The sequence below is a fragment of the Microcoleus sp. OTE_8_concoct_300 genome, from assembly GCF_031383065.1.
Classification (GTDB): domain Bacteria; phylum Cyanobacteriota; class Cyanobacteriia; order Cyanobacteriales; family Microcoleaceae; genus Microcoleus.
The window spans coordinates 1-5,415 of the sequence record NZ_JANMZH010000870.1; the positions used below are offsets into that span (position 1 = coordinate 1).

Annotated in this window: 6 protein-coding genes; 2 read left to right on the top strand and 4 right to left on the bottom strand. The window is 47.3% G+C overall.

Annotation, left to right across the window (positions count from 1 at the left end; translation table 11 throughout):
• Window positions 1–272 precede the first annotated feature (272 nt).
• From ACUVJL_RS38020 to apcA, 3 genes are all read right to left on the bottom strand, one after another.
• Window positions 273–476, bottom strand: a complete 204-nt coding sequence (locus ACUVJL_RS38020; protein ID WP_006634929.1) for a phycobilisome linker polypeptide — start codon at window positions 474–476, stop codon at window positions 273–275.
• Window positions 477–858: 382 nt separating this feature from the next.
• Window positions 859–1,344, bottom strand: a complete 486-nt coding sequence (gene apcB / locus ACUVJL_RS38025; protein WP_006634930.1) for an allophycocyanin subunit beta — start codon at window positions 1,342–1,344, stop codon at window positions 859–861.
• Window positions 1,345–1,521: 177 nt separating this feature from the next.
• Entirely contained in the window at window positions 1,522–2,007 is a 486-nt protein-coding gene (gene apcA / locus ACUVJL_RS38030) for an allophycocyanin subunit alpha (protein WP_333439338.1), read from the bottom strand.
• Window positions 2,008–2,839: 832 nt separating this feature from the next.
• Between apcA and ACUVJL_RS38035 the strand changes: the two genes are divergently transcribed.
• On the top strand, window positions 2,840–4,042 hold the full coding sequence (locus ACUVJL_RS38035) for a hypothetical protein (RefSeq protein ID WP_445250540.1): 1,203 nt from the start codon (window positions 2,840–2,842) through the stop codon (window positions 4,040–4,042).
• 376 nt (window positions 4,043–4,418) lie between these two features.
• Here the strand turns inward: ACUVJL_RS38035 and ACUVJL_RS38040 are convergent, their stop codons facing one another.
• Complete coding sequence (locus tag ACUVJL_RS38040) at window positions 4,419–5,003, bottom strand: endonuclease dU (RefSeq protein ID WP_445250541.1); 585 nt, start codon at window positions 5,001–5,003, stop codon at window positions 4,419–4,421.
• A gap of 98 nt (window positions 5,004–5,101) precedes the next feature.
• Between ACUVJL_RS38040 and ACUVJL_RS38045 the strand changes: the two genes are divergently transcribed.
• Window positions 5,102–5,415, top strand: a 314-nt coding sequence (locus ACUVJL_RS38045; protein WP_445250542.1) for an FGGY family carbohydrate kinase, incomplete at its 3' end; no start/stop codon positions are given.

Consider the following 5,415-nt stretch of genomic DNA (forward strand, 5'->3'; position numbering starts at 1 on the left):
TAAGAGCCGAAGCTGGATTAATAGAGGGGTAAGAGGTCGCGATCGACCTCTTTTTTGTTTGTTATGATTTGAGCTAATAACTAGACCTCTTGCAAAAATAACTAGGACGGGCTCTTCGGCCCATCCCACAAGAAAAAATAACTCTTGTGGGATGGGCCGAAGAGCCCGTCCTAGTTATTTTTGCAAGAGGTCTAGTTATTAGCTAAAATCATAACAAACAAAAAAGAGGTCGATCGCGACCTCTTACCCCTCTATTAATCCAGCTTCGGCTCTTAAAGTAGACCTGTATTAGCTCCGGGCTTACCGGTAGCCAGTTGCACTTTAATAATTCTGCCGCCCATTTTCATAATTCTTTGCTGTTCCCGGAACCAGTTGTCGTAAGGAACCAGCTTAGTAAAATAGGTATTTTGCAATTCGCGCTGAGTGCGGATGCGAGTTTGACTGGGGACGCAAGCAGTCACCTTAAACATTCTCATGGGAAACTAACTCCTGAGTAGGTTTACAGATTTTTAGATGGATTTTTTAAAGATTGAAGGCAGGGAGTTAGGAGTCAAAACTAGCTCGTTAAAACTCGTCGGGCTTTCTCGACCAGCCTTTGACGGTCTAGCAATCACTCTCAACTTCCCTGACCTCTTTTCAAAGCCAAAGGTAACAAGTCCAAAGTTAAAAGTTAAAAGTTAAAAGTTAAAAGTTAAAAGAGGCAAGAAATAAATCTTTTTTCTTTTTCCTTCTTCTTTCTTCCTTCTTTCTTCTTCCGACTTCTATCGGACTGAAATCTGTTACATCCGTTACATCCGTTACATCCGTTACAGAATCCGTTGCCGAACTTCCTTCTTCCTTCTTCCTTCTTCCTGAGTCTTAGCTCAAGCCAGAGCAGATGTAGTCGAAATAGACGCCCATTTCTTTACCAGCGTCAGAACCGACCAAACCAGCGGTGACTTCTTTCATTGCTTGGATTGCTTGTACGGTAGAACCGATGGGCACGCCCAAGGAGTTGTAGGTTTCTTTCAAACCGTTGAGCACGCGCTCATCGAGGATGGAAGGGTCGCCAGCTAGCATGGCGTAGGTGGCGTAGCGGAGGTAGTAGTCCAAGTCGCGGATGCAAGCTGCATAACGACGAGTGGTGTACATATTGCCGCCGGGACGAGTTACGTCAGAGTACAACAGAGACTTAGCAACTGCTTCTTTAACGATTGTAGCTGCATTGGCGCTGATGGCTGTAGCGGCGCGGACGCGCAGTTCGCCAGAAGCAAAGTAGTTCTTGAGCTTGTCTAGAGCGCTGATGTCGAGGTACTTACCTTGAACGTCAGAGGAATTGATAACGGCGGTAATTGCGTCTTGCATGGTTGTCTTGTTTCCTAGAAAGTGGCTGAGTCAGTCCAAATTTGGAGCTAGAATTTGGGATTTGGGATTTGGGATTTTAAGATTTTTAAGTGGCCCTTTATCTGCAAAAGCTTTTAGCTTGTTACCAGTAACGCCCAATTCTTCAATCTAAAATCGAAAATCTAAAATCGAAATTCCTTACTGCATCGCACCGATAACGTAGTCGAAGTAAGAGGAAGCTTCGGAAGCGTCTTCTCCAGACAGCAGCGAACTTGCTGCACTTTTCATAGCGCGAATGCCTTCGGCGACGGCTTCAATCGGGGTGCCGAGAGATTTGTACATTTCGCGGACGCCGACAATACCGATTTCTTCGATCGGAGTAATGTCGCCAGCTACGATTCCGTAGGTGATCAAACGCAGGTAGTAGTCCATGTCGCGCAAGCAAGTTGCGGTCATTTCTTCGCCGTAAGCGTTGCCGCCGGGAGAAACAATATCAGGGCGCTTTTGGAAAAGTTGGTCGCCTGCTGACTTGACGATACGTTCGCGGGATTCGCTCAAAATTTGGGCGATGCGGACGCGGCGTTCACCAGAGGTGACAAAGCTCTTGATCCGATCTAATTCACCTGGGCTCAAGTAGCGAGCTTCGGCGTCTGCGTTGACGATTGATTTGGTGACGATACTCATCTTGTGTGTACCCGCTGGATATTTTGCTATATGAACTGCTGTGCGCTGAGCTAGCGAAGGCGGGCGCTTGCGTCCCGTATCTTTCCTGCTCAGGCAGGAGCTTTGACGGGGAAGGCTGGACTTTCCACAGTCAGCAACTGTTGAAGTTGTTGGCGGGTGACTGCCTTCGGTGCTTAACGGCGCTGATTCTTCACGCCGGTGCGGTTGTGAGTGCTCGCACTAAGCCTGTCGCTTACAATACCACAAATGACTGATGCGATCTTTAATTTACGATCGAGATTGCAGCAGGCCACTTAGTGGCGATCGAGTGACTGTCCGGCAGTTAGTAAGGATATTGCTCCTCTGACACAACTACCTCTCGCAAGTATTTTGAGGCATTATGTTCACATTCTGAGTGTTACTGTAATAGTTTGTAATATTCCTTTTCATATTTGGGCCCTGCCTTGGGTCTGATAAGTTAAACTTTTACAGGAAAAAACTAACTCTAATTAGCTCGCAGCAAGGGTTGCAGGCGATCTATGCCTCGCGGGGGAGTTGTGACGGGCGAGGGCGCGAGGTTCAAAGGCTTGGCCCTGAGAGGGAGGGAAGCGGGAGATGGGGAGAGACAGCGGGGAGACAGGGGGAGATGTGCGATCGTCTCACACTCACATCTTGCACCATTCTCAAGAACAGGCAAGATGCCTGTTCCACAAAGAGTAGATTTTCTTGTGGGGTGGGCATCCTGCCCGCCCGTGAAAGGCTTATTAACAATAGTGCCAGATATCAGATCGTCGGAAATCGTGACTTTCGAGCTTGTAGCTAGATTTGAATCTCACTTTTAATCTGGTGCGCCGTGAAAAGAAATCTATCAGCCCTTAAAAAAGCTTTGCAGTTTGGCATTAGCGGTGCCGTCGGCGGTTTCGTCGGCAATCTAATCACCGAACCTTTCGTACAGCGACTCACTGGTTCGGCATCTTTTTTTGACAGTGTATTGTCCACAGCTCGCTGGTTTGGGTTGGTAGGCGGTGGCATTGCTACTGCTATCATGTTCGGCTATTATTACTATATCAAAGGCAAGCCTCAAATTAAACAGGCTTTAAAAAATGGCGGATTGTTTGGTTTAATAGCAGGAGCCATTTCTGGGGCGATCGCCGAAGCTATTTACAGCGGGATTGGCGACGGAGACAACGAATTATTGCGAGTAATTTGCTGGGGAATAGCTGGCAGTTTGTTAGGACTTGGGCTTGCACAGCGGATTCCTAATTTGGGAGCGCTTCGCGGCATGGGAGGCGGCGGTGTTGGGGGTGTGTTGGGCGGCTGTTTGTTTATTCTGTTTGCTTACAATCTATCCGGTACGGCGGGACGTTTAGCTGGCTGTGCTGCGATCGGTTTTTGGATTGGAATTATGCTAGTTGTAGCCGAAACTTTGTTCAACAAAGCTTGGCTGGTAATTAGTTACGATACCGGAGCAAATCGCACTCTCACTCTGGGTTCGGAACCGATCACTTTTGGCAGTGATGAAAATTTGTCTATTATCTGCATTCCTCATGTTTCGCCCTTGGCGATGCGGTTTCAATTGCAAGCAGGTCAAATTGTTTGCGAAAATGTTGATAGCGGGGCGGTGAGTTATTTGCGATCGGGCGACCAAAAGAAAATCGGCAACTGTACAATTACAGTAGGAAACTCTGACTTGCCCGCTGCAACTTCTGTTCAGGTTCCGCCTGCTATTAGATCGGAAAAATCCGCAGCCGATTCTTTTACCAGCGGTCGATTTTTTCTGAGATTAGGCAGTCGAGTTATTCCTCTGACTGCGGGAACTCAACTATTCACCTCTGACATACCGAGTTTAACAGCTACCGCCTCTAACGGTGTTGTCGCTACTGTCAATTCTCGATCGAGAGATGAGCTTTCGTTAGAATTGACAAATTTGTGCGATCGCGCTTGGTGGGCTACAGACATTCAAGGCGATCTAAAAATGGTAGAACCTGAAACTCCCCTGACTTTGACGGTGGGAACTAAAATCGAATTCGGTGAAATTGACGGCGAGATTATCTAAGTAAGCGAGTACAAACAGAGATATTGCACCCTTGTCAATAAACCTTTCATGGGCGGGCTCTCCTGCCCACCCCACAAGAAAATTTACTCTTTGTGGAAGGGGCGGGCTCTTCGGCCCACCCCACAAGAAAATTTACTCTTTGTGGAACGGGCATCTTGCCCGTTCTTAACAGGATATCCGGCCCACCCCACAAGAAAATTTACTCTTTGTGGAACGGGCATATTGCCCATTCTTAACAGGATATCCGGCTCACCCCACAAGAAAATTTACTCTTTGTGGAACGGGCATCTTGCCCGTTCTTAACCAGATATCCGACCCACCCACAAAAAAATTTACTCTTTGTGGAACGGGCATCTTGCCCGTTATTAACAATAATTCAAGCAGAACTGCCGCTAACTCCAGTAATTACAGCCGCACCAATCAAATGAGCCAAACGCAAAGCTTCAGGAACTTTACCAGTGTCTGTCAAACGCTGGAGCACCCTCGCTATTACTTCTGGTTGTTCGCCGCACACTTGAAAAAAGAAAGGTTCAAAAGCGTAAATTCTACCAGCGCGGCGCAACAATTCTAAACGGTATTCCGAGTCGGGTAAATGGCGGAGGGCTTTTTCAACAGCAGCTAAATCTGGTTGGCGGCGCATGACAGCAACGCAAGGAATTTGCAGCCGCGATGCTAACTCGGGAAGGTCAATAATATTGAAGCCGCCGAAAGCAATTCCGTCTAGCAAAACCAGATGCAATTGCGGCAGAAATTTGCCTCCGAGGAGTAGCCCAGAAATAGCATCCGTGGCATCTAATCCGTCTCGGAGGACTTGTCCCCACACCATTCCTTCAAATCGAGTTCCCCCGCAGACTATGCCCGCGATCGACACCAGACTGCCGCTTGTACGAGAAAACGGAGCGTCGTCAAAGCCAATAACCTTAATTGTGCGATCGAGCCTCAGCAAATCTGCCAGTTTCAAATTTTGGAGTTCCCTAAACTATATTTTTTGAGCTTAATTTTAGTTTTACATACTATCATATAATTTAAAGACATCATTACTAAAAAAGTTTTAGACAATTGACCAAAAAATACGTAGCAGCCATCGACCAAGGCACGACTAGCACCCGATTTATGATATTCGATCGCGCGGGACAGATAATTTGCAGCAACCAACAAGAACACCAGCAAATTTATCCGCAACCGGGATGGGTTGAACACAATCCAGAGGAAATTTGGGAACGCACCCAAAGCGCGATCGCAACTACACTCGCAATCGGCAATATCGACCCGAAAGATATTGCAGCCCTCGGGATTGCCAACCAGCGCGAAACTGCAATTGTTTGGAATAAACAGACGGGAAAAACTTACGGCAACGCGATTGTTTGGCAAGA

Coding starts and splice junctions, on each gene's coding strand:
- ACUVJL_RS38020 (WP_006634929.1), bottom strand. CDS start 476: ATGAGAATGTTTAAGGTGACTGCTTGCGTCCCCAGTCAAACTCGCATC.
- apcB (WP_006634930.1), bottom strand. CDS start 1,344: ATGCAAGACGCAATTACCGCCGTTATCAATTCCTCTGACGTTCAAGGT.
- apcA (WP_333439338.1), bottom strand. CDS start 2,007: ATGAGTATCGTCACCAAATCAATCGTCAACGCAGACGCCGAAGCTCGC.